The sequence below is a fragment of the Streptomyces sp. NPDC001401 genome, from assembly GCF_042895385.1.
Lineage (GTDB): Bacteria > Actinomycetota > Actinomycetes > Streptomycetales > Streptomycetaceae > Streptomyces.
Genome location: NZ_JBIAWI010000033.1, coordinates 36,661 through 58,440 on the forward strand (window position 1 = coordinate 36,661; position 21,780 = coordinate 58,440).

At 67.3% G+C, this 21,780-nt stretch carries 17 protein-coding genes; 12 read left to right on the forward strand and 5 right to left on the reverse strand.

Translation table 11 applies throughout. The features are described 5' to 3' along the window. Nucleotides 1-19: 19 nt before the first annotated feature. Both ACFY10_RS52990 and ACFY10_RS52995 read right to left on the reverse strand, forming a co-directional pair. Complete coding sequence (locus ACFY10_RS52990) at nucleotides 20-835, reverse strand: hypothetical protein (protein ID WP_390672619.1); 816 nt, start codon at nucleotides 833-835, stop codon at nucleotides 20-22. Then, entirely contained in the window at nucleotides 832-2,388 is a 1,557-nt protein-coding gene (locus ACFY10_RS52995; RefSeq protein ID WP_390672620.1) for a hypothetical protein, read from the reverse strand. Before ACFY10_RS52995 ends, ACFY10_RS52990 begins: the two co-directional genes overlap by 4 nt. A 974-nt stretch (nucleotides 2,389-3,362) precedes the next feature. On the opposite strand from ACFY10_RS52995, the gene ACFY10_RS53000 reads away from it, so the two are divergent. Further along, on the forward strand, nucleotides 3,363-3,941 hold the full coding sequence (locus ACFY10_RS53000) for a hypothetical protein (protein WP_390672621.1): 579 nt from the start codon (nucleotides 3,363-3,365) through the stop codon (nucleotides 3,939-3,941). 107 nt (nucleotides 3,942-4,048) lie between these two features. After that, on the forward strand, nucleotides 4,049-4,450 hold the full coding sequence (locus tag ACFY10_RS53005; RefSeq protein ID WP_390672623.1) for a hypothetical protein: 402 nt from the start codon (nucleotides 4,049-4,051) through the stop codon (nucleotides 4,448-4,450). A 14-nt stretch (nucleotides 4,451-4,464) separates the two neighbouring features. Here the strand turns inward: ACFY10_RS53005 and ACFY10_RS53010 are convergent. Beyond that, nucleotides 4,465-5,234, reverse strand: a protein-coding gene (locus ACFY10_RS53010; RefSeq protein WP_390672635.1) for an IS5 family transposase whose coding sequence is annotated in 2 segments (ribosomal slippage) — nucleotides 4,465-4,953 and nucleotides 4,956-5,234 — 768 coding nt in all. Because the reading frame shifts where the segments join, the coding sequence is not laid out codon by codon here. Between the two features lie 393 nt (nucleotides 5,235-5,627). Between ACFY10_RS53010 and ACFY10_RS53015 the strand changes: the two genes are divergently transcribed. Both ACFY10_RS53015 and ACFY10_RS53020 read left to right on the forward strand, forming a co-directional pair. After that, nucleotides 5,628-6,478, forward strand: a protein-coding gene (locus ACFY10_RS53015) for an IS5 family transposase (RefSeq protein WP_390672636.1) whose coding sequence is annotated in 2 segments (ribosomal slippage) — nucleotides 5,628-5,990 and nucleotides 5,993-6,478 — 849 coding nt in all. Because the reading frame shifts where the segments join, the coding sequence is not laid out codon by codon here. A 1,030-nt stretch (nucleotides 6,479-7,508) separates the two neighbouring features. Next, nucleotides 7,509-8,396 (forward strand): hypothetical protein, encoded by an 888-nt coding sequence (locus ACFY10_RS53020; protein ID WP_390672624.1) that lies wholly within the window; start codon nucleotides 7,509-7,511, stop codon nucleotides 8,394-8,396. Between the two features lie 162 nt (nucleotides 8,397-8,558). Here the strand turns inward: ACFY10_RS53020 and ACFY10_RS53025 are convergent, their stop codons facing one another. Together ACFY10_RS53025 and ACFY10_RS53030 are read right to left on the reverse strand one after the other, a co-directional pair. Continuing rightward, nucleotides 8,559-9,083: a hypothetical protein gene (locus ACFY10_RS53025; protein ID WP_390672625.1), complete on the reverse strand. Its 525-nt coding sequence runs from the start codon at nucleotides 9,081-9,083 to the stop codon at nucleotides 8,559-8,561. Between the two features lie 224 nt (nucleotides 9,084-9,307). Further along, entirely contained in the window at nucleotides 9,308-10,543 is a 1,236-nt protein-coding gene (locus ACFY10_RS53030) for an IS701 family transposase (RefSeq protein WP_390672637.1), read from the reverse strand. 84 nt (nucleotides 10,544-10,627) lie between these two features. Here ACFY10_RS53030 and ACFY10_RS53035 point away from each other — a divergent pair, with 84 nt between their 5' ends. The 8 genes from ACFY10_RS53035 (at nucleotide 10,628) to cas6e (ending at nucleotide 20,888) form a co-directional block, all read left to right on the forward strand. Next, the gene (locus ACFY10_RS53035) at nucleotides 10,628-11,041 is read left to right on the forward strand and encodes a hypothetical protein (RefSeq protein ID WP_390672626.1); all 414 of its coding nucleotides are present in this window, start codon (nucleotides 10,628-10,630) and stop codon (nucleotides 11,039-11,041) included. A gap of 345 nt (nucleotides 11,042-11,386) precedes the next feature. Beyond that, complete coding sequence (locus tag ACFY10_RS53040; RefSeq protein WP_390672627.1) at nucleotides 11,387-12,277, forward strand: DUF5655 domain-containing protein; 891 nt, start codon at nucleotides 11,387-11,389, stop codon at nucleotides 12,275-12,277. 718 nt (nucleotides 12,278-12,995) lie between these two features. Continuing rightward, on the forward strand, nucleotides 12,996-15,854 hold the full coding sequence (gene cas3, locus ACFY10_RS53045; RefSeq protein ID WP_390672628.1) for a CRISPR-associated helicase Cas3': 2,859 nt from the start codon (nucleotides 12,996-12,998) through the stop codon (nucleotides 15,852-15,854). 229 nt (nucleotides 15,855-16,083) lie between these two features. Beyond that, complete coding sequence (gene casA / locus ACFY10_RS53050; RefSeq protein WP_390672629.1) at nucleotides 16,084-17,667, forward strand: type I-E CRISPR-associated protein Cse1/CasA; 1,584 nt, start codon at nucleotides 16,084-16,086, stop codon at nucleotides 17,665-17,667. 36 nt (nucleotides 17,668-17,703) lie between these two features. Next, nucleotides 17,704-18,363: a type I-E CRISPR-associated protein Cse2/CasB gene (gene casB, locus ACFY10_RS53055; protein ID WP_390672630.1), complete on the forward strand. Its 660-nt coding sequence runs from the start codon at nucleotides 17,704-17,706 to the stop codon at nucleotides 18,361-18,363. Continuing rightward, complete coding sequence (cas7e, locus tag ACFY10_RS53060) at nucleotides 18,360-19,379, forward strand: type I-E CRISPR-associated protein Cas7/Cse4/CasC (RefSeq protein ID WP_390672631.1); 1,020 nt, start codon at nucleotides 18,360-18,362, stop codon at nucleotides 19,377-19,379. The genes casB and cas7e overlap by 4 nt, the downstream gene beginning before the upstream one ends. 106 nt (nucleotides 19,380-19,485) lie before the next feature. Further along, nucleotides 19,486-20,259, forward strand: a complete 774-nt coding sequence (gene cas5e, locus ACFY10_RS53065; protein WP_390672632.1) for a type I-E CRISPR-associated protein Cas5/CasD — start codon at nucleotides 19,486-19,488, stop codon at nucleotides 20,257-20,259. Next, nucleotides 20,256-20,888, forward strand: a complete 633-nt coding sequence (gene cas6e / locus ACFY10_RS53070) for a type I-E CRISPR-associated protein Cas6/Cse3/CasE (RefSeq protein WP_390672633.1) — start codon at nucleotides 20,256-20,258, stop codon at nucleotides 20,886-20,888. The genes cas5e and cas6e overlap by 4 nt, the downstream gene beginning before the upstream one ends. Nucleotides 20,889-21,780: the final 892 nt, after the last annotated feature.

The following is a 21,780-nucleotide window of genomic DNA, read 5'->3' on the forward strand; positions in this document are numbered from 1 at the left end:
ACGTCCTTGGAGAAAGCGGTCAGCTGAACAGGTCGGTCACCGGCATGGCATCGGCCGGTGGCAGGTCGGTGCCTGAGGTTGGCCGGTCGGGGGCCGTCGTGCCGCCGGTGGGGAGGACGGCGATGCCCAGTGCTGCTAGTTCCTGCAGCATGTCGCCGGCGGCCTGGTCGCGGATCTGCAGCCGGTATTTGACGTTGGTGACGTAGGTGCCGGCGTCCTCGTCGCTGACCTTGCGTACGAAGCCGTGCTCGGTCAGGTGCGTGAATGCCTTGCGCACCAGGGCTCGGGTTGTAGCCCGGGGGGTCTTGTCCGTCTGTGTCTTGCCCGTGGCGTTGCGGCGCAGGTAGGCCCGCCAGAGGCCCTCCAGTCCGGGCTGATCGGAGGGCGGATCAACGTCACCGTCGGTCTGCGCCAGGCGTCGTTCGATGGTGGCGGCCACGGCCCGGACCTCTTCATCGACCTGCTTGACCGAGATCCGGCCGATGTACTCGTCATCGTCGAGGTCCTCGGGACGGGGGAAGGCCAGGGCGGCGATGGTGAGCTGGGCCAGCAGGTACAGCGGGCGATCGGAGGTCTGCGGGACGAGTTCGGAGACGGACACCGCGAAGTCGGTCTCGGGCGTGGTGCCCAGGACCAGGCCCGGCATGTGATGGACTTCCAGCACCGTCAAGTCGAAGCCCTGAGCGACCTTCCGAACGAGCTGGGCAAACTCCGGTTCGGTATCGAAGCGTTGGACGAGCCGGGCGTAGTCGCCCGAGCGGGCGGGCGCCTTGCCGCGGGCCATGGCAAAGGCGACCATCCTGGCGGCCTCGGCAGCATCCTCGTGATGGTTCATGCGCTCTCCTGATCAAGTGGACGGGCACCCGGGCCTTCCGGGCGGCGAGGCGCGGGAACAGTGGGCGGGGGCGAGCTTGTCTGCGGTTGTGCCGTCATAGCGGTCCCGCTGGTGCGGATCAGGAGAAAGTCGCTGCCGCCGAAGCGTTCGTCGTCCAAAGCGGTGCCGTCGTCCACAGCCACCACGGCGGCTTCCCCACCGGCGAGTTGACGCACCGGAATCAGTCGGAACAGCTGCTGCACGCGGCTGGCGAGCAGCTCATCGGTGCGGAAATCCGTGCCGGTCGCCATGCCGGGATGACGTGTCGTCTCCAGCAGGGTGGAGAGCCGGACGCCCTGATCTGTGACGGCCTCCAACAATGTGTCCACGGCACGGTGTTGCTCGTCGCTGAACGCGGACGAGTCCTCGATCTCGGACCAGTCGTGCTCGCTCTGAACCGGAACCAGCTCCTCGCCGTTGTGTTCGGTGACCTTGGCCAGCCCCTCGAAGAAGTCGGGCAGATACATCACACGAGGCCGCACCGGGCCCAAGACGGCGCGGGTGAATGCCTCCAATGGCCCCAGGCAGGCGTCGAGTGAGAGTTCCAGGGCCGGTTGAAGAAGCTGCTCATGCAGGTGCACACGGGTGTGGATCGCTGGTGCCACGAACACCTGGCGGTCTTGCTGGCGCCGGAACTCGGGGCCGACCTTCATCAGCATGTCGATCAGCACGGAATGACGTTGCCAGCACCCGTGAATGAGTGCCCCAAGGTCCTCCAGCTGCCTGCGTTTGCGTTCGTCGTCGGTGGCTTCCAGGAGCTGGTTGACGCGTTCCTTGAGCTGTGTCTCAGCCGCGGACCTGCTGCGAACATGTTCCAACGCCTCGTCGACCGTGTCTTTGACCTCCGCGTCCCAGTCCACAGCCCGTACATTGCGTTTCATTGCTTCGATGCGCCCATGGATGTCCTTGGCGTACCGGATGCTCTGGATCCGTGCGCTGTGCGCAATCTGCCACGCCTCGCTGATACGGGCGCGTTTGAGAAGAGCCTCCAACTTGGCTTCGGCGGCGATCTGTTCCGAGGCGATATCGACATCGATCGCGTGCACCAGCACCGTGATTGCCGCGTCCGTGGCGATGAGAGCGGCCTGCCCCACCTGATCGGGGACTTCCTTGAGGATCTGGAAGGACGCCTCGCGCGTCTCGAAACCCGTGTCCGTCACGTAGCCGATCTCGTGACGAAACGCGCGGTCGCGTTCCTCGGTATTGATCAGCCTCTCGGTCACCCAGCGCGCGACCGCCCGGTACTCCTCGCCCGTCCGCCCCGGCAGCTGCAATGCGGCGAACTCGGCTACGTGCTCCACGACCGCCTCCTGCCGCACAGCCGTCCGCATGTCCGTGCGCAGTGTCACGACATCGATCGCGGCCAAGGCCAACTCGGCCATGAAGTACCGATCCCACCCGCGCTCCTTCTTGGCCTTGCTGGTGTCCAGGACCAGCAGCGGATGGATCACAGCCAGGGCCCGCATCCGCGACGTGATGCTTTCGTAGACTGCGGATGGCTCTTCAAAGATCACCAGGTCTTCCCCCAATTCCCTGTCTGGCGTTGTGACTTCAAGCTAGGACGCGGCACTGACATTCACCCGGAATTCGAACTTTTGCGCTATTCCTGGATGCGGCAAGAGCCGATCCGTCGATGGCAGGCGTGTCGCTCTCCCGGATGACCGTTCCCACTCGGCATGGCCGCTATGGCGGCGTACGGGCACGAATGCCTGCGACTGGCGCAAAACCCATGGCTCAAAGGCGCTTGGTTTATCGCCGCGTTGAGGTGGGCGGGGCCTTGGCGCCCGCCGGTGTTGAGACCGGGCGTGCCTCATCCCGGAGTCGATCGGTCCCGAGGCTCGGTTGATGACTGGATGGTGAGGAATAGTGCAGAATCCGGGCGGATGCTTTGCTGTTATCGGCCGGCCTGGAGTGGTCGATGCGCGGGGAGGCTGGGTAGTCGGGCGGGAGGAAATTCACGTCAGAGCTCCTTCTGTTCGCGTCGGCCGTGGCCAGAAGCGGGGTCAGTAGGGGCTCGCTGGCCGTGCCTGGCGTCGGCTAGGACTTCTGCGTGATCGTCGCCAGCTGATGTCAGTGGCCGCCTATATGTTTCCGATCCGCAAGGTTCGAGTAGGCAATGAGCTTCGTCGTGGGGGCGTGTCTGTGGCCGCAGACCAGTTGTACGCGCACAGCCGCAGTGCCGTGTCGGGCAGTCGGCATTCGCTGGAGGAGCACCTGCACGGTTCGGCGGCGCTCGCAGCCGGCGCTGCCCGCGCTGCGGAACGGGGCAGTGTGTCGACAGGGATGATCGACTCGTAAGTTTGACTGGCTCAGGTCTGGAACTGATCACGCAGCGACAGAGTCCGTCATAGTGTGCTCGGACGTGTGATCTCAGTGATGCAGTGGGGGAGTTGTGACGAACAGCAGCGGCAGTGGTTCAACCGCTCCAGGAACGGGGACGGGGCCAGGCGCGAGCCCGGCGGTGCAACCTCGTTGGGCCTGGTGGGTCGTGGGCATCATCGTTCCGCTCGCCGGTATCGCCGCAACGCTGTTCGTCGGCAACCGGCACGGATCTGCTGCCGATGAGAAGCCGCCTGCCGTGGCGGGGGCACCGTCGGCCTCTCCTGGCGCGTCCGATTCGTCAGATCAGGCCGACAGTCCTGGTCCGAAGAAGCCCAAGTCCCGCGTACTGTTCGGGCCTGGCGCCGTCCAGTTCCAGACCAGCTCCTACGGTGTCGACATCGACCTTGACTCCAGCAAGCCACTGGTTGGCGACGATCTCCGAGGCGGCGACCTGACGGCCATCGCTGACGGAGGCGGGACGGCCGGCTCCACAAATTTCCACGGGGGGCCTCAGTTGGCGGCGACGATTGCGCTGCTCTCCGGAAACGGCGCTGATCCGACCGAGGCGGAGTGCGCCGAGGCGCTGCGCCGCAACGGCGATCCCATGCTGCAGAACCCGCCGCAGCATGCACGGTTCTGCGTTCAGACCACCGAGGGCCGCACCGCCTTTGTTCGGATCACATCAGCTGCACCTGGCGGGCATTCCATGAAGCTCACCGTGACTGTTTGGGACCTTTCCGCATAGAGCTCGTAACACGATCATGCGGTCCAGTGCCAGTAGCCCTGTCGTGGTGGAGCGTGGGAGCGTGGCCCTGAATCGTGGGGGCGGCCTGTGTGGGGAAGAGGGGCTGGATGAGCGTGGTGTGGGCGGCGACGTCGCTGGAATCGGGACTGTTCCATCCGGTTGAGCGTCGTTCAGAGGTGAAGGATCTGTCAGATCGCTTCAACGACCTGCGTTCCTGCGGCCAGGGGTACCTTGAGGTTCGGTCGCCGAACAGGGAGTTCCCCGTGCTGATCCTGGCCTTCCGAGACAAACACGCGGTCGTCCACTTGATGAGTGACACCGAGCGGATGTCTCTGCTCGTAGGGGACGGCACCGTGCCCTCGGGTGCCGAGGTCGAAGTCCCGATTATGGACGACCTCGCCGTGTTCACCGGCGACTTTGTCCTGGATATCGATCGGGCGTGGGAGCTGGTGCACGACTTCACGCAGACGCGGGCGGCCGGGCCTCTGGGCGAATGGCGTGAGTTGTAGTCCCCGTGACGCGATCATGATCGGTGCTTCTTGAGGCGTCTCCAGCAGATGAGGCTGCAGGCCAACGAGACGAAGGCGTCGTGGAGTTCGGTTCGGCGTTCCCAGCGGACGGCGAGACGCCTGAACTGGTGGAGCAGGGCGAAGGTCTGCTCGACGACGTAGCGGAGTTTGCCGAGGCCCTTGATGTTCGGGGTGCCCTTGCGGGAGATGACCGGCAGGATCCGGCGTTTGCGCATTTCACGCCGGTTGGGGTTGGAGTCGTAGCCCTTGTCGCCGAGCAGCGAGTCGGGGCGGCGCCGCGGTCGGCCGGGCCGTCCGGCCACGGGCGGGATGCCGTCGACGAGGGCCAGGGTCTGGGTGACGTCGTTGACGTTGGCCGCGGTGGTGATGACCTTGAGCGGGGTGCCACGTCCGTCGCAGATCAGGTGGTGTTTGCTGCCCGTCTTCCGCCGGTCGACCGGCGACGGACCAGTGTCGGTTCCCCCTTTTTCGCGCGGATGTGGGAGCCGTCCACGCATGCGCGGGACCAGTCGAGTTCGCCGGCCGCGTTGAGTTCGGCGATCAGGATGCGGTGCAGCTGGTCGAAGACTCCGGCCTGCTGCCACCGCTCCAGGCGTCGCCAGCAGGTCTGCCCGGAGCCGAACCCCAGCTCCAGCGGCAGGAGTTGCCAGGCTATGTCGTTGTGGAGCACGTACAGGATGCCCTGCAGACACAGCCGGTCCGCCACCGGCTGCGGCCCCGGCGACTTCTCCGGCCACGGGGGCAACAGCGGCTCGATCAGCATCCACAAGTCGTCATCCACGATCCACGGCCGAGCACTCACACCCTCCCGAACGGCCGAATCGTCACATCGGTCACGCCCAACCAGGACACCTCAACAAGATCGTGTTATGAGCTCATAGCGCTGTTCTTCTGTCTGGGCTGAGGGAATGTTTTGTCAGGTGGATGGGTGCACTCCAATCGCTCGCGAGAGCGCCAGCCGCATCCAAGAATTCCCTCCGAATGCTTGAACACGTGGGAGTCTCGCGCCGAGTTGGCGCGAGACTCCTTTAACAGGGAGATGGAGAGAGCATCATTTTTCTGCTTATAGAGATCTGTGCAATCGTGTCGTCATTGAGCTCATAAAGAGGCTCGAACCGCTTATAGCGGCTAACACAAAGAGGTGGATCGGTCCTGGCTGCCGTGTCTGGGGCGGGAGTTGAGCGTTCAGTCTGGTGTGGGGACGTCGCCGTGGATCGTGTCGGACGAGTTGTGGGACCGTCTGGAGCCGTTGCTGCCGCAGCGTGAGCGCAGGTTCCGGTATCCCGGTCGTAAGGCATTGCCGGACCGAGACGTGCTGTGCGGGATCTTGTACGTGCTGCACACCGGGATCCAGTGGGAGTACCTGCCGCAGGAGTTGGGGTTCGGGTCGGGCATGACGTGTTGGCGTCGGTTGCGGGACTGGAACGAGGCTGGCGTGTGGCAGCGGCTGCGCGAGGTCCTGCTGGCCGAGTTGAACGCGGCCTCGCGGCTCGACTGGTCCCGGTGCGTGGTCGACTCCTCCCACGTCAGGGCGTTAAAAGGGGGCAGCACACGGGCCCGTCACCGGTCGACCGCGGTCGGGCCGGCTCGAAACACCACCTGATCACCGACGGGCGCGGCACCCCGCTCGCAGTCCTGCTGACCGGGGGCAACCGCAACGACGTCACCCAACTCTTACCGCTGCTCGACGCGATCCCGCCCGTCCGCGGCCGGGTCGGCCGACCCCGCCGCAAGCCGGATTCGCTGTTCGCCGACCGGGGCTACGACCACGACATCTACCGCGACCAGGTCCGCGCCCGCGGCATCGTGCCCGCCATCGCCCGACGCGGCACCCTTCATGGCACCGGACTGGGCACCTACCGGTGGGTCGTGGAGAGGAGTTTCGCGTGGCTGCACGGCTTCCGACGTCTGCGGATCCGGTGGGAAAGGAGAGCCGACATGCACGAAGCATTCCTCAAACTCGCCTGCTGCCTCATCACCCACCGACAACTCGGCTCATTGTGTTAGCCGTTGTTAGGTCCGTGAAGTGCGGCACTCCTATGCTGGAGCTGAGCATTTCCGGCTGCCCAGTATTGAGACCGACTTGGGCGACCACTGGCATGGTGGCACTGATGGCCGAGCTCTCCTCGAAACCCCTTCCGTAAGCGGCGCAGTTCTTCGTGGATCGGGCCGAGGGGGATGGCGTTAGGGTTGCCACCGCCACAGAGGTAAACGGCCTTCTTGAGACGTAGGGCACAGGCGACCGTTCCGCGACACGATGTACGGCCGCTGGGCGAGTGCTCGCCGGATACTTCACGGGCTTCGGGCGGTTCAGCCGCTCCTTCGCCCGCGCACCCCATATGCATCGCACTCTGCCCGTTTGCAGGTTGTGTACCGCCCGCGCCTGACGCTGCGGCCTTCCAGGGCATGGATGGTTCAGCTCGCCAGGGTCGAGAAGCCTCCCATCCCGTACGCGTTGCCGATGCATGACGGGGCACCGTCGCCTTCAGGTGGCCAGAGTTCTTCCTCGTGGCGTCTGGATAGAGCAGGCGTTTAGAAGAGAGGTGGGCGCTCTCGATCATGTAGCCCGCTGACCTGCGTGTTCGCCGACGCTGTCTGCCCTGGACGCCTAGCTTAGCCACGCATTTGTCGGAGGGAGCCCTTCCGGTTGGCCTCCTCCTGGACCGCTGCGGCCGCACCGGCCTCGGCTCGACCGGCAACTCTCATGTCAGGGTCCGGGAGGATCATCCGGCGTGGGCGTGTCGAGGTGGCTACAGCTTCCGGACCGGGCGGCTCCCGGACGTTGATCTCGTTGATGTCGACCGGACTGTTCTCGCTTAGCCACAGCCAACCAACCGAACGCTACTTGTCACAGAGGCCTTGACGTAAAGAAAAGAACGAGGCGTGGGAGGCGCTTCTGGAAGGGAGCGTCATCTTTAGATGTCTGGGACCTCTAAGGTCTCCCGTATAGCGCAGCTAGAGGCAGATTAAATCTTGCCATTCCGCACACAGATCTAGCGAAGAGGGCTACGCTTCTCGGTCATCGGGGGTGTTCGCTATGGCTCAGAATGATCCGGCTGATCGTCGTATCTGGGACAGCGTCGACGAGCAACTGAGTCGAGGCGGGGAGGCGGTTGATGCCCGACTTGTAGGCTTCGTTCGCTGGTACCAGCAACGTGCCAGTGAATTGTCTTCCGGCGACGCGAACGATTCGAGCGCGGAAAGTGATCTGAATAGGTGGATAGCAATTGGCAGCGCCACTGTCGTACTGGGACTTAGTACGGCCGGGTTGCCTGGCGATGCAATTATGAAATTGATTACGGCTTTGGTCGATGTCGAGGAAGTACAGTCGACCATGCTGAAGTCCATCGACGAAAAGGCCACGCGCCTTCTTGACGGTCCGCTGCGAACTGCTCAGCTGCTACTGCGCGAGGCCCAACGTACCGGTCCTGCTGATCCTCGATACGCGGCGATACTCCAACAGGCGTGGGAGCGCTCTTTCGATGCGTACGGATTAGCAGACTCACCTCAGAGCCGGGCTGTTGTGCAGATGTATCTTGGCCAAGTAAGTCTGTTGCTGAACAGGCGAGAGGATGCGGCGCACTGGCTGACCGAAAGCTATCGCTGTGCCCGAGAAGCCGTTGACCACATGGTGGCCGGCTCCAGTGACATACGCGTCTTGCGCAGCAAGTGGAGTACAGCCGCCAGCGTGCTGTACTACCCGGTCGGTGCGGTGGTCCTCGCTCGGAAGTTAGGCAAAATCCACAGAGCTCAGCAGACGCAACAGGAAACCCGCACCTTCGTGGAGTTCGTCAACGCTGTTGCAGCGGCAACGAATTCTCTTTCATCCGGTCCTCCGGTAGCAGGGCTGATCGTGGAGCCACGAGGCCACAATGTGTTCGTCGTCCGAGAATGTCGTCCTGGTGTGCGTGCGTCTGGTGCGTAGCCGGTATGCGCACGGCTCCAGAGAGCATGCTCATGACATGCTTGACCGTCGTTCTGACCTGCGAAGGAGCCGTGAAAGCCGCGCGATTGAGCCCTCACTCACACGCTCCGCACTCGTAGGAGAGCCTTAGGCCCTTTCACGGCTTTAGCGGCCGTGCGGAGGCTACTGCGGGCTCTCCCCACGCTCATCCGCTTCCTGATCCCATAGCTCCGGCTCGAACGCTGGCTCAGGCTCAGCCTCGTCTTCAATATCGACTTCCGGATGAGGGCGGATCAGTAGCCACATGGCCGGGCCCTTCATCACATTGCTAGCAAGCGCTTCGGTGAAGGGAAGGTGCGGCAGCGGAACACGAACGCGCATGTATGCCTGCTCTCCGTTTTCGTCGAGCTCCCGGAGCCAGTCGTAGGTCTCGTGATCTAGGGGAATGGCGAAACTCCACTCGACAGCACTGAAGGCGGGGAGCAGTTTCACATGCCGCTCCTCTACCTCTAGGGGCATGTCGGTCCGAGGCATCGGATGCTTGGTCACCGGTTTGCCATACCAGGTCTTACGCGGCGGGAACGTCGATATTTCGAGCCAAATCAGCCCAACTTGATCCAGGGGAAGTGCCACAGACCCCTTGTTGAGAAGCTTTACATGGAGGTTGATATCCGTGCCTAGCTCGGCGTAGGTCGCCTCGACCGCCACGCGTGGACGGTTTCTCCGATAAGTAGCCGCTGTGTAGCCGACGTTGGAAGCAGCGGCAAGGGCAGCACCTATGGCTATCCCCCGAGCCCACCAGTCCGCACCCATGCCCGCTCCCTCCGAGGCGACTTGGTCGCAGTGTGCTCGCCCACAGGACGTGCGTCACGAGCCTTGCGCGTGTGCGCTGTCGCGCGGCCAGCTAGTACTCCAGCTGTAGATCGCGATCTTCATGTCTGGGTGGCTTGTCGCTGATAGTGGCTGGCCTGGGATCGAGCCTGGTGACGGCGTCGCCGGTGGGACCAGTCGAGCCGGTGGGCCGTGCCGTGGACGGGCCGGACGACGAGCGCGATGAACAGGCGCTGGATCTCGTTGCAGCTGAGGGGTATCAGTCCGTCCGGCTTCGGGTGGCGGGCGTGTTCGTCGGCGCGGACGACGGTGAGGAAGGCGTGGGCGAGCATCGCGAGGGTGACCCAGCGGTGCCAGGACGTCCAACGTCTGACCTGGTGTTGGTCGAGTCCGGTCAGGCCCTTGCCGGACTGGAAGGTCTCCTCGACGGTCCATCTTCGGCCGGCGACGCGCACCAGGGTGGACAGCGGCGCTTGTGCGGCTGAGTAGCAGCGGTAGAAGGCGAGTTCGCCGGTGCGCCGGTTGCGGCGGACGAGCAACTGGTGGTGGCCAGGCCGGTCGTCAGCGAGGTCGACCAGGGCCCAGTCGTAGAAGCGGTGCCCCTTGGCTCCGGCGCCGGCGGAGAGTTTCTGCCAGGCTCTCCGCGGCAGCTTCTTGATCAGGGCGTCGGCGCGGAACGTGCCCGCGTGGGTGGTGATCTGGTGGTCACGGGCGACGGCGAGTACGTAGCCGACCTGCCGTTTCTCCAGGGCGGTGCGCAGGTGCGGGTTGGCTCCGTAGACCTCGTCGCCGGCCACCCAGGATGCAGGGACACCGACGTCCAGCGCGCGCGTGATCATACGGACTGCGAGGGCGGGCTTGGTGGCGAAGGCGACGTTGTCGGGTATCCCGGCGGCCCGGCAGCGGGCCGTGTCCTCGGTCCACGAACGCGGGACATACAACTCCCGGTCTATCGCCGCGTGTCCGAGCGGAGTCGAGTAGGCAAGGTAGACGGCGACCTGGGAGTTCTCGATGCGCCCGGCAGTGCCGGTGTATTGCCGCTGCACCCCCACCGTGCCGGTGCCCTTCTTCAGGTCGCCGGTCTCATCCACGACCAGCACAGCGTCCTCGTGGTGCAGGTGCTCGACGACGTAGCCGCGGATGTCATCGCGTACCGCGTCTGCATCCCACTTGGCCCTCGACAGCAGGTGTTGCAGTCCGTACGGGTTCGCGTCGCCGGCCTGCTCGGCGAGTGTCCAGCAGTTCTTGCGCGGCAGGTCCGACAACAGTCCGAGCACGAACGCCCGTGCCCGGCGGCGGGGTTCCACCCGGACGAACCGTCCCGCGATACGGCCCATCAGGACCTCGAACGCTTTGTGCCAGCGGGCAGGATCTATGCTTTGGCATGCGGCCACCGCCTGATCTTCTGTCTTCACACACCGATGATCAGCGGTGGCCGCACCCGTTCCCGGACCAGCACCGACGAGCAAGGTCAGGATCTGGTCCGAGCACCAGCTCTGGAGTTGAATCGGCTGATGGACATGTCCTCCCGAGAGATCCGCATGCCCCTCAGCGAGGTCGTCGCAGTACTGCAGGACCTGAACGAGTTCGTCGTTTCACTCGACCGACTCGGATCCCGCCAGGCATCCGGAACCGCCGACGAGCACACCGTGGGCACATTCATCGCCGACTGGGATGTCGCTCGGCGACTGGCCCGCGCCCGACGCGTCATCAGCGCCGCGCTGGATGCACAACTGAGCGAGGAAGACAACGCCGAGATCGACGCCCTGTGCGACCAAGGCCACTTCTACGGCATGGACAGCGCCACCAGCCCCTCCAATGACCAGTCCAGCTGAGACAGCAAGCGCATCGGACCGGACCAATCGAGGCGGGGATCAGTCCGGTACGGGACCAGGCACCCGACCAACAAGATCGCGATCTACAGCTGGAGTATTAGAAGGCGCCTGCTCTATCCACTGAGCTACGGGGGCTGACCTGTGAAAACGCAGCTTCCTCGCGCTGTCCCTCGGGGCGCGGGGGACACATGGGGGAACCGTAGAGTCTCGGCAACTGGGGGACGCGTGCGTTCTCCGGCCGGGTCGTACGTAGCGTCTCACGCTAGCTTCACGCCTCCGAAGCCCCTTGTGGAAACAAACCTGCACCTCCCCGGCGTTGATGATCTCTGAGCCGAGGAGGGGAAGGTGTCGGGCCTGAAGCTGTTCCACACGACGAGTAGCGGAGTGACGGAGGTCGCGCCGCGTCTTGCCGAGGTCGAGGCGGACGTGCAGGACCTCATCGAGGCGCACATGGAGACGATGCTGGGGGTGCGGTTCCTGGCGAGCGAGTACGTCATCGACTGCGTCGATGGCGGGCGGATCGACTCACTGGGAGTCGACGAGAATTTGGCACCCGTGGTCGTCGAATACAAGCGCGGCACGGATGCCGGCGTGATCAACCAGGGCTTGTACTACATGGCGTGGCTCATGGCACACAAGGACGCCTTCCGGAACCTGGTCCGCGACCGATTCGGGGCATCGGCCGCGTCCCAGATCCTCTGGAGCGCACCCCGGCTGATCTGTGTCGCTGGCGACTTCACCCGCTACGACGCGCACGCCGTACGCGAGCACCGGCGCAGTATCGACCTGGTCCGCTACCGGTTCTTCGGCAACGACCACATCGGCCTTGAGACGGTGGCATCCGTCACCGGGCACTCGGCCGCGGCCAAGCGGGTCCGCCGGCGCACGGCCGGGCTGTCGGCTGCCCGCCGGCAGAGCGGTGCGCTGGCGGAGCTGGCCGAGGCGGTCGACGATGTCCTGCTTGGTCTCGGGGACGGCGTCACCCGGGTCCAGCGCAAGCAGTACGCGGCGTACCAGCGGCTGCGGAACTTCGCCTGCGTCTGCCCGCCGCAGCAGACCAAGCTTCTCGTCTACCTCAAGGCTGACCCGAAGGAGGTCGACCTCATGCCCGGGTTCACCCGGGACGTGACGGGGCTTGGTCACCACGGCACGGGTGACCTGGAGGTGCAGCTGCGTACGGAGCGGGACCTGGAGCGGGCGCAGGACCTGTTTCGCCTCAGCTACGCCGCGGCGTAGAGGGCGGTGGTCCCGGTCGTGGGTGGCCAGGAAGCGCGGTTGAAGTTGTGGGCTGTCGTCGTGGTGGTGCCCTTCGGCCGGCGGATGGGGATTGGCGGTGGATCTACAAGGATGCGGCGGATCCCCGGTTTCGCAAACCGGGGATCCGCCGCTATATTGCCGCGCCCACTTGCCCGAAACGGTGGTGGCGGGAATGGCCGTCTGCTGCGGGGCGCCTGCGCACCGTCGGCGCCTGATGCGGGCATGGCGCGCGAGTCGGCTGTCGTGATCCAAGCGGCCGCCGGTGTCGGATACCCGCCGCTCGGCGGATGATCGCTCTGCCACGGGTTCCGTGTGAATGACCAGTGTTGCTCGGAGCCGACGCGCCGAGGCGCCGACGACTGCCGTCACTGCATGGTCGTCTTGCCGGGACACCCGGTTTCCCGGGACGGCGAAGAATCGCAATGGACGGCGCAGCCTCCGGGTGTCGCGCAGGCTGGAATGAGACACGGCGGCTGGAATGGGCTTGCGGTCGGCCCGTGCGCTCTTGCGGTTGATGCCCGGCCGGGCGTTCACCAGGCACCTTGAGTGTGGCCGGGACAGGGCCGCGCGACGGTGCCGGTCGGCCCAGCGCCGAGGGCCAAGGACGAACCCACCTTCTGGTCTGCCGCGGGGGTGTCAGTGGCGTGTGGTTGTGTCAGAGGGCGGAGATGCGGTTGGCGCGGGGGAAGGAGTCACGGTGATCGGTCCGTCTGTAGAGGTGGATGAGTCGGCGTGGGGGAAGGCACGGGGTCTGGATCCGGCGTTCGGCCCGTACCCGTTGGTGCGGCATCTGCTGGATGCCGCGGCCGTGGCGCTGTTCCTGTGGGACCGCTACCTGTCCGATGGCCAACGGCGTTGTATTGCGGCCGGGTTGGGGATGCCGGGTGACCCTGGCCGCGCGCGACTGTGGACCGCTATGTGCGCCGGGCTGCACGACGTGGGAAAACTGTCGGGCTTTCAACTGTGCGATGCCCGGGCCCGTGAACAGCTGAGTGACGCTCTCTCCAACAATCGGGGCCGTATCGGGGTCGAGCGCATCCGGCACGAAGTCGCCGGGATGCACGCCGCCGCTGAGGTCCTGGCTGCTCTCGGGCTCCGGGAGGGCGACACTTCGGTGAACGGGGTCCTGCGGCGGGTCGGGGAGATCATCGGGGGACACCATGGCCGCTTCCATGAGTGCGTGGGACTGCACCCGGCGAACATGGATCTGCTGGGGGGTCCGGCATGGGCGAGGCAGCGGGCCGCTCATGCCGGCGCCGTGTTCGAGGTGCTGGGTCGCCCGGTGCCGCCCGAGCGGGTGGAGGCGCCGGCGGCGGTCCTGGTGACCGGTGTCGTGATCCTGGCGGACTGGCTGGTCAGCCAGGAGACCTATTTGCGCGGTCGGCAGCGGGAGTCGGGTGTGTCCCTGGCGGCGCATTTTCATCGATCGTGTGCGGACGCCGAGGGTCTGGTGCGCGAGGCGGGGTTGCTGCCCATGGAGTTGGAGCGGAAGGGCTTCGCCGAGGCGTACGGCATCACGGGAGAGCCGAATCCGCTGCAGCGGTCGGTGGCGGAGGAACTCGCCACCGCCCTGAGCGCGCCGGATGACCCGGCCGGGAGGCGGCGGGGCGGCATTTTGCTGGTGACGGCGGCGCCGGGGGATGGCAAGAGCGAGGCCGCGCTGGAGGCGGAACGGGTACTGTCCGGGCGGTTCGGCACGCGCGGGTTCGCGTTTCTGTTGCCGACCATGGCGACCAGTGACCAGATGTACGGGCGGGTGACCGGCGTGGTGGCCCGGCAGGCGGGGCCGGAGGCCGGGCTCACGCTGACCCACAGCATGGCCTGGCTGAACAGCGCCTACGCGGAGGACGAGGCGGGCGGGCTGAGGGTTCTGACGTGCGAGGGGGACGAGGAGGAGGACGGCGCGGACGGGCCGTTGCGGCGCGAGGCGGACATGCGGCCGCGGCGCTGGCTGCGCGGTGCCAAGCGCGCGCTGCTGGCCCAGTTCGCGGTCGGCACGGTGGACCAGGCGCTGCTGGGCGTGCTGCCGGTGCGGCACAATGCGCTGCGCCTGCTGGCGCTGTCCGGCAAGACGTTCATCCTGGATGAGGCACACGCCTACGACCCCTACATGCAAGTGCTGTTGGGCAGACTGCTGAACTGGCTGGGCGCTTACGGGGTGCCGGTAATCCTGCTGTCAGCCACGCTGCCCGCCTCGGTCAGCGACCGGCTGATCAAGGAGTACCTGAGAGGGACGGGACACAACAGGTCACAGCTGAAGGACCGCACGTTCAACGCCCCGTATCCGGGATGGCTGTACGTGGACGCGGCCGACGGCGCCTGCACCCGGATGTCGTCGGGGCGGCAACAGGAGCAAGCCGCCGAGCGGCCCATGAAGCTCGCGGTACGGGTCGAGCCGGTAGTGCACGCAGACGGCGGGGGAAAGCGGAGCCGGCTGGCGGTCATCCGGCGGCTGCTGGAGCCGGTGATCAACGGGGCGGGCGGCTGCGCACTGGTGGTCTGCAACACCGTCGCGGAGGCCCAGCAGACCTACCTGAGTCTGGCCGAGCTACTGCCTTCACACGAGCACGGCGGGGTGCAGTTGCTGCACGCCCGGTTCCCCGGAGATGATCGCGAACGACGCACTCACGCGGTCACTGCCGGGCTGGGGCGGCACGGGCCGCGGCCATCCCGGCGGATCGTGGTCGCCACCCAGGTCGTCGAGCAGTCGCTCGACCTCGACGCGGATGTGGTCATCAGTGACCTGGCCCCGCTGGCCCTGTTGCTGCAACGGGCGGGCCGCTGCTGGCGGCACGAGACCTGGTGGGCGAAACACGGCCGGCCGCAGGGCCGCGAGCGGCCTGCCTGGGCGGCGCAGCCCCAGTTGATCGTGCTGGATCCGCTGGCCGCGGGCCGCGGCGTGCCGGTCCAGTGGGGCGAGGTGTATGCGGAATTCCTCCTGCATACGACCTCCGAGGTGCTGGCCCGGCGGGGCACGCAGCCACTGGCGATTCCGCAGGACGTACAGGGACTGGTGGAAGAGGTGCACGGCGACCGCGCGGACCGCTTCGCTTGGGACGAGCCGGCGAAGTCGGCGGCCTACACCGCCTACCGGGGCAAGGAGATCGCCGAGCGCAGTGTCGGAGACGTCCTCGTCATCCCCCGCCCGCGCAGCGTGCGGGGACTGCACATGCTGCACCATCTGCATGGTGCGGAGGAGGACTGGGAAGCGGCGACCCGGCTCGGCGCCGACGCAGTACGTCTGCTGTGCCTCTACGCACACACCGAGAACGTCACCACCCTGGACGCGGAGGGCAGTTGGCGGCTGCCGGGCCTGAACGGCAACCTGACGGCGGCGGAGGTGCGGGCAGTGATGGCGCGCACCATCCCGGTCAACGCCGACTGGTTCAAAGGCGAGCTGGACGCCCACCGGGTCCCGGACGGGTGGGCGGAGCACCCGTTGCTCGGCGATCTCGTCGTCCTGCGGCAACCGGTCGCCGGCGGCCGGGTGAAGCCGGTGCCGGTAGGCGGCAAAACCCTGTATCTGGACCCCGACTTGGGGCTCGTGCGGCAATGACGTCCCGATTACGCCCCTCGCCAACCCGCTGGACGCAAGCCGCGACGTGAAGGCCCAGCAGCCCCAACTCCCTTTCCTTGTATGTGAGTTCGACACATTGCATGTGTGGGCGGCGTTGTCAGTGCTGCCTGCTTCACTGTGCTCACGGCTTCGCTCATCACAACACGTGTGAGGCACGGGGCCTTGGCATGCCCTGAGGAGAGGGCGAACAACAACGAGGGAGGGGAGCATGGCCGACGGGTTCGACCTGTGCGACGAGGCGTGGATTCCGGTCCGATGGGCGACCGGCTCATCCACGCGGTGCGGACTGCGCGAACTGTTCCACCGGGCCCACGAGATCGCGGACTTAGAGCTGCCCGTACCGCCGGCCGCGTCCGGGCTGCTGCGCATCCTCGCGGCGATGACCGCACGCATCGCCCGCGACCACGACGGCGTACGCCTGGACGACGAGGACGCGGCGGACGACATCGGTATGTGGCTCGAGGTGCGCGACCAGGTTATGGCCGACGGCCGGTTCGACGCCCAGGCGGTGGATGCCTATCTCGACGAGGAGGTGCCCGCGGGACACCTCGATCTGTTCGATCCGATACGGCCGTTCCTGCAGGATGCGCGCCTGGCCCAGCAGTGCGTCGACGCGAATGGGCATCCCAACCCCTCGGGGGTGAACAAGCTCGTCTTCGGCAGGCCCACCGGGGTCAACGGGGCGGTGCTGTTCGGGCACTTCACGGACGGTGAGCCGCGCGCGGTGCCAGCGGCCGAAGCGGCCTGGCACCTGATCGCCCAGCTGTACTACGGGCCGTCCGGGCAGTGCACCCCCCGCCGCATCACCACCGTCAAGCCCGGCAACGGCGACGCCGGCCCGTTGCGCAAAGCGGTCTCCTACCACGCGTGGGCTGCGGATCTGTTCACCAGCCTGGTCCTGGCGGTGCCGGTGCCGGATCAGGGCCTGGAGTCAGACGCGCACGATGCATGCCCCTGGGAGTCGGCCGAGCTGCCGGACCCCCTTGCCGAGGCCGCGGAGCCGACCTGGCCGGGACGGCTGCTGACCGGGCGCTTCCGGCACGCGGTGCTGCTGGTGCCGTCCGCGGACCGCACACAGGTGAGCGACGCCTACATCACCTGGTCCACCCACGCGCCCCGGCTCGTCGCCCGCGACCCGTACACCATCCTCGACCGCGGCAAGGAGGGGCAACTCAACGTCCGTGAGGCGGACGGGGCCCGGGCCCTGTGGCGGGACCTGGACGCCCTGCTGCTCAAGGACAGCGGCCACCAGGTACTCAGGCCCTCCGGCCTGAACGACCTGCCGCCGCACCTGCGCTCCCGGCTCTCGGTACGGGCCTATGGATTCCATCAGGACGGCCAGCAAAAGGACACGACCTGGTTCGAGGCCACCACCCCGCCCGTCCTGCAATGGCAGGAGGAGGCCGATCCGCGCATGGCCCGCCATCTGGCCCGATGCCACCAGGCCGCGGAAGAGGTCGGCTCCCGCCTGGACTACGCCGCCCGCCTGGCCTGGAGACTCGCCACCGACGCCGGCTCCGCTTCGGCCCCCACCGTCAAACTCGACCGGAAGAAGCCCGGCCCGTGGGCCGAGGCGGCCCTGGGACGTTACTGGCCCGCGTCCGAGCGCGAGTTCTGGCAGATGGCCGTCCCCGACCGGTGCGACACCCCGCCGCTGCCACCCCTGGTGAACGCGGCCCTGACGGCTCTGGACGACGCCATCGGCCCGGCCAACCGGGCCGACATCCGGGTGGCCCGCGCCCGCACCCGCGCCCGCTCGGCCGTACGCGCCCTCCTACGCAAGGCCGCGTAACCGCCCCCACCCACCCTCCTCTTCAGGGACTGAGTTGTGACTGCCACACCCACACCCGCGGTGCCGCCACCGCGGGCCGCCGCGCAGCGGCCTTCCGAAGCGTTCGTCGCCCACGTCCTGGCGCTGTGCGAGAACAAGCGGACCCGGTCCGACCTGCGCACCGGACTGGGCCGGCCCGTCGAGCGCTGCAACTACCTCCACCGCCACCTCGTACGACGCCTGCCGGAACGGATGCACCGCGATAGCAAGCGAGCCCACTACGCGGTCGCCGCACTGATTGCAGCCCGCCCACGCTCGGCCCGCACCGCCGACACCGAACGCGCCGAGGCCACCGCCACCCCACAGGAGTGGTACGGGCGGCCCAATCTCGGCGCCAGCCTGGCCGCCGCGGTCAACGCCCAGATCATCAAGGCCGATTCGGCCGAGGGCGACCTGCACCTGTACAGCCGCCAGAGCAGTGATGCCCTGCACATGCGGCTGCCCGCCATGACCCGGCATCTGCTGTCCGGCGGCATCGCCCTCGACTGGGCGGTGCTGCTGGAGGACCTCACGTGGTGGGACCGCGACCGCGACCGCATCGCGACCCGCTGGCTGGAGAGCTACTTCCGCACCCTCCACACCGACGCCGCCGACGCCCCCGGCACTGCCGCCGCCTTGACCGACACCCCCGAGCTGCACGAGGAGACCCCCGCATGACCGCCCTGTACCTGGACCTGAGCGCCCTCCAGTCCGTTCCGGCTGCCAACCTCAACCGTGACGATCTCGGCTCACCCAAGACCGTCCGCTACGGACACACCTCCCGCATCCGGGTCTCCAGCCAGTCGTGGAAGCGGGTGATCCGCCACGGGGTTGAGCAGGACCTGGGGGAGAAGGCCGCCCGCACCCGGCTGGTCCCGGTCAAGGTCCGCAAGGCCCTCGAACAACAGGGCTGGCCGGCCGATCTGGCCGAGTTCGCCGGCACCCAAGTCGCCGCCAGCGCGGGCAAGAAGGGCATCGGCACCGAGCAGGGGGGCCACACGTCGGTCCTGCTGTTCCTGCCCGAAAGCGGCCTGGAAGAACTGGTCGCGGTCTGCGTCGAGCACCGCGAGGGCCTGGAACAGAATCTCGGCAAGAAGAAGCCCGGACAGATCCTGCCGGTGCAGCGCATCGAGGAGATCCTCAAGCGGCGCACCGCGTCCATCAGCCTGCTCGGGCGGATGCTCGCCGAACTGCCCGGCGCCAACGTCGACGGGGCCGCCCAGGTCGCCCACGCCTTCACCACTCACGCCGCCGAGCCGCAACGCGACTACTTCACCGCCGTCGACGACTGGCTCGGCGACGCCGACACCGGCAGTGGCCACCTGGACACCAGCGAGTTCAGCGCCGGCGTCTTCTACCGCTACGCCACCGTCAACATCACCGACCTGCTCGCCAACCTCGACGGCGATGACAAGGCGGCCCGTACTGTGCTGGGCTCCTTCGCCGAGCACTTCCTGCTCTCCCTGCCCCAGGCGAAGAAGAACAGCACCGCCCCTCACACCGTCCCCGACCTCGCCTACCTCGCCGTACGCGCCCAGCGCCCCCTCTCCCTGGCTGCCGCCTTCGAACACCGGTCAAGGACAGCGATGGCGGCTTCGCCCGTGCCTCCCGCCAGGCTCTGGCCACCCACGCCCACCAGCTCAACCGCCTCACCGGCAACCGCAACCGGCCCTTCCACGGCCATGCCGCCGTGAGCGACGACGCCGTTGACCTCACCCCCCTGGGCGCGGCCCACGACTCCTTTTACGACCTGATCGACGCGGCGCTGGACGCGGCCCTGCCCACCGCCGGAGGCACGGCGTGAGCGGCCTGCTGCTGCGGCTGGCCGGACCCCTGCAGTCCTGGGGAGAGCGCTCGGCCTTCACCCCCGACCGCGACACCGCCCCCTTCCCCACCCGCTCCGCGCTCACCGGCATGTTCGCCGCCGCCGAAGGCATCCACCGGCACGACACCGCTGCCCTGGAGCACTACCGAGCCCTGGAATTCACCGTCCGCGTCGACCGGCCCGGCACCCGGCTCGTCGACTACCACACCGTCGGCGGCGGCCAGCCCAAGGAAAAGACAGCCGCCACCAGCGGCGGCAGCAACAAGGGCGCCGCCGTCATCACCCGCCGCCACTACCTGGCCGACGCCGTCTTCGGCATCGCCGTCACCGGCCCCCACGACACCCTCACCCGCATTGCCGACGCGCTGCACCAGCCGCACTGGTCCCCCTACCTGGGCCGCCGCTCCTGCGTCCCCGACGAACCACTGCTCCTGCGCACCCAGGCAGCCGACCCGGTCGACGACCTGATGCACCACGTGCCGCTCAGCCCGGACACCACCAGACCCGCACCCCGCGAGGACAGCATCCCGGTCACTTTCCTGTGGGAGCACCCACCAGCGCACCAGACCGCTGGCGCCGACACCCTCACCCTGTACGACATGCCCCGCAACTTCTCCCCGCACGGACGCGGCCACGACCGCCGCCACATCTACCGCACCGTGGAACACCTGCCCGCCCACCTCGCGGCCAGCCCCCACACCCTGAACCAGCAACTGATCGACTACGCCATGAAAGAGGTGTCTGCATGAGCGCGGCGCTCGCCCGGATCCGCCTCAACCCGCACAACCGCGCCGTCCAACGCGACCTGCACGACGCCACCGAGATGCACCGCACCCTGATGCGCCTCGTCCCCGACGGCCTCGGCGACACCCCCCGCCAAACAGCCGGGCTCCTCTACCGCCTCGACGAAACCGACACCACCAGCACACTCCTCGTCCAGGCCGCCACCCTCGACCCCACTCGCCTGCCCGACGGCTACGGCCACACCGAACTCAAGGACCTCACCCCCATGTTCGGCGCCCTGACCAAGGACCGAATGGTCCGCTACCGCATCGTCGTCAACCCGGTCAAAATCGAACGCCTGCCGCTGGAGCGCAAAGAACAGCGCGGTTCACGCATCCCGCTCACCGGCCAGGAAGCCGACCAATGGTGGACCCGCCGTGCCACCGAAGCCGGGCTGCACCTGCAAACCGTCCTGGCCACCCCGCTCGCCCCCACACGCTCCCGGGCCAGCGCACGGCACCACCTCGTGCGCTACGACGGCACCGCCACCATCACTGACCCCGAAATCCTCACCCACGCCGTGCTGACCGGCATCGGACGAGCCAAGTCCTACGGCGCCGGCCTGCTCAGCCTCGCCCCCGCACCCCGCACGTGAGCCCACACCACAACAAGGGCGGCGACGCCCGCAGACGCCTCGCCGCCCCCACCCTCGCCATGCTCCCGCGCATCGCGGACTGCGGGCGCTAGGCTGCAGGTCACGGAGTGTGCTCCCCGCCGGTGCGGGGGTGAACCGGACGGTTTGCCCGTCTAGTTCGGGCACACCCCGTGCTCCCCGCCGGTGCGGGGGTGAATCGGCGACGGTGACCGCACTTGACACAATCGTCCGGTGGTCCCCGCCGGTGCGGGGGTGAACCGACCGCCTCGTACGTCTCCCGGATCTGCGTCTCGTGGTCCCCGCCGGTGAGGGGTGAACCGGAGGCGCTTCTGCCGGTCGAGAGCACGATCTGGTGGTTCCCGCCGGTGCGGGGGTGAACCGTCCAAGTCAGACGGGTCCGAGCTCGTCAACTAGTGGTCCCCGTCGGTGCGGGGGTGAACCGATCTCGTCCATGAACGCGATGTGCGCGGTGGTGTGGTCCCCGCCGACGCCGAGGTGAACCGAGCACCCGCCGCAGGATTGGTGGGCGGAGGCAGTCGTCCCCGCCGACGCGGGGGTGAACCGGGCCAGCAACCGGCAAGGCTGCTGACCTCACGGTCGTCCCCGCCGGTGCAGGAGGAGAGGTGTGCTTCCGAGTTGTCCCCGCCGACGCGGGGGCGAACCAAGGATCGCCGCCTGATGGCCCGCCACCAGTTCGTCGTCCCCGCCGGTGCAGGGGTGAACCGCACGATGCAGTTGGCGCCGAGCCCAGTCGCGAGTGGTCCCCGCCGGTGCGGGGGTGTGTCGACGGTCAGCCGATTCGGCTCTGTCGGAGATCTTGTGATGCGGCCTGCCCCGGCGCATCTGCTTCTACGCAGTCGTTCGGTGGATCAGTAGCGGTGGCCGGGCCAGT